At 39.7% G+C, this 2,147-nt stretch carries 1 protein-coding gene and 1 pseudogene; one reads left to right on the top strand and one right to left on the bottom strand.

What is annotated here, in order from left to right; translation table 11 throughout:
- The first annotated feature begins 333 nt into the window (after positions 1–333).
- Complete coding sequence (locus FFR48_RS27470; protein WP_307722543.1) at positions 334–927, top strand: peptidoglycan-binding domain-containing protein; 594 nt, start codon at positions 334–336, stop codon at positions 925–927.
- A 71-nt stretch (positions 928–998) separates the two neighbouring features.
- Here the strand turns inward: FFR48_RS27470 and wecB are convergent.
- Positions 999–2,024: pseudogene (gene wecB / locus FFR48_RS27465) on the bottom strand (non-hydrolyzing UDP-N-acetylglucosamine 2-epimerase); the annotation flags it as partial.
- Between the last annotated feature and the right edge of the window lie 123 nt (positions 2,025–2,147).

Genomic DNA, 2,147 nt, shown 5'->3' with positions numbered 1-2,147 from the left:
AAAAGTGTGCATTTTTTGGGATTTCAAGAGATGGCAAAGAAATTTTCAAATCTCCTCCTGACTCCTGACTCCTGACTCCTGACTCCTATGCCCTCACGGAAAGACTTTCTCAGCAACCCCTAATTAACTAGCAATTAAAAATACTGTTTAGTTCAGTATGTGATGATTACTTAAAAATACGGTACTGTGACAGTTGAAAGGCCGGAATAAGGTATTAACAACTCTGCTAAATTAGGAGTATAAAATACATCTAGATTAAATCTAGAAAAAAGCAAAGTCATTTTTTGCAATATCCCAATTATTTACATAAAGGAGCAGAAAATCATGGAATATATGGCTTATTCCTATATGTACATGGCTAATGAAGAGACTCCGGTTAATTTAGAATTGAATTTGCCCAAATTGCAGTTTAATTGGCAAAAATTACTCAAGTCTTCTGCTTGGTTAGCGTTAGCTGGTGTGAGTATCTTTGTTGCTTCCCTTGCTCCCCTTCAGCAAGCTTCCGCCGAATATGTCAGAACTAATGGTAGTTGTTTATTTATCCGTAGGGGTCCTAGCACCGCTAACTCATCTGTAGCTTGTGTACCTAATGGTACAAATATTGGCAATACTGGTAATGTGAGAAATGGTTTTGCTCAAATTACTTCTGGACGTTACCAAGGATATTATGTTGCGGAAAGATGGCTAGGTACTACTCCTGGTAGATATCGTCGTCATTCTGGGGTTGGTGTTGGTGGTCGAGTATTATTAAGACCAGGTGCTAGAGGTGAGCGTGTGAGAACTGTGCAAAGAGCTTTAGGGATCAGAGTTGATGGTGTTTATGGATCTAGCACTGCTAGTGCAGTTCGCAATTTTCAACGCCGAAATGGTTTGCTTGTAGATGGTATAGTTGGTCCTACTACTCGCAGGGCTTTGGTTATCAATTGATAATTGATAATTGATAATTGATAATTGATAATTTACCCAATTACCAATTACCAATTACCAATTACCCATTACTAATTACTAATTCTCAAATAATTTTTCACAATTTGCAAAATGCGTTCTGCTGCATGGCCGTCACCAAAGGGGTTAATAGCATTAGCCATTGCTGTATAGGCTTCTGGGTTACTCAGTAACTCACTAGCAGCAGTAACAATACTTTCAGTTTCCGTTCCCACCAGTTTAGCTGTCCCTGCGGTGACAGCTTCTGGTCTTTCTGTGGTGTCTCTGAGAACTAACACGGGTTTACCAAGACTGGGAGCTTCTTCTTGTAAACCACCGGAGTCTGTTAATAAAAGGTGCGATCGCCCTATTGCTCCTACTAATTCACCATAATCTAATGGTTCTGTCAAAAAGATCCGGGGATGTTTACCCAATAATTGCTGTAAGGGTTCTCTCACAGTGGGGTTTTTGTGTAAAGGCAGTAATAAAGCGGTATCAGGAAATTTGTCTAAAATCTGTAAAAATGATTGGGCGATCGCTTGTAGTGGTTCACCCCAATTTTCCCGACGATGCACTGTAGCCAAAATTGTCCGATATTCACCCCAGTTTAAACCTGGTATCTCACAAGCTGGGTTGGTTGCAGCCACATTCAATAACGCATCAATTACTGTATTACCCGTTAAGTGAATTTCTCCTAAAACTCCTGAAGCTTGCAAGTTTTCCACAGCTAAGGAAGTAGGGGCAAAATGTAATTGAGTAATTTGGGAAATTAACCTTCTATTTGCTTCTTCTGGATAAGGATTAAATAAATCATCAGTTCTTAACCCCGCTTCCACATGACCCACGGGGATTTTTTGATAAAAAGCTGCCAAAGCAGCTGCCAAAGCAGTTGTTGTATCTCCTTGGACTATAACTAAATCTAAATTTAGTTCTTTAAATAAAGCTTCTAAACCTTGCAAACTCCTACAGGTAATATCATTGAGAGATTGTTTAGGCTGCATAATCTCTAAATTATGATCTTCCTTGAGGTTGAATAGCTGCATCACCTGTGCAACCATCTCCCGATGCTGTCCTGTAAGAATAACCTGTACTTTCATCTCTTTCCTTCGTGTCCTTTGCGTTCTTTGCGGTTCGTTAAAAAAAATCCCACTCAGCAACATGATTAAAATCCTACACCTTTCAGATATCCATATAGGAAGCGGTTTCTCCCACGGCCGCATCAA

The sequence above is a fragment of the Sphaerospermopsis reniformis genome, from assembly GCF_005402885.1.
In the GTDB taxonomy this organism is placed as follows: Bacteria; Cyanobacteriota; Cyanobacteriia; order Cyanobacteriales; family Nostocaceae; genus Sphaerospermopsis; species Sphaerospermopsis kisseleviana.
The sequence above is the reverse complement of the archived record's forward strand: the minus strand, read 5'-3'. Positions and strand labels throughout refer to the sequence as shown.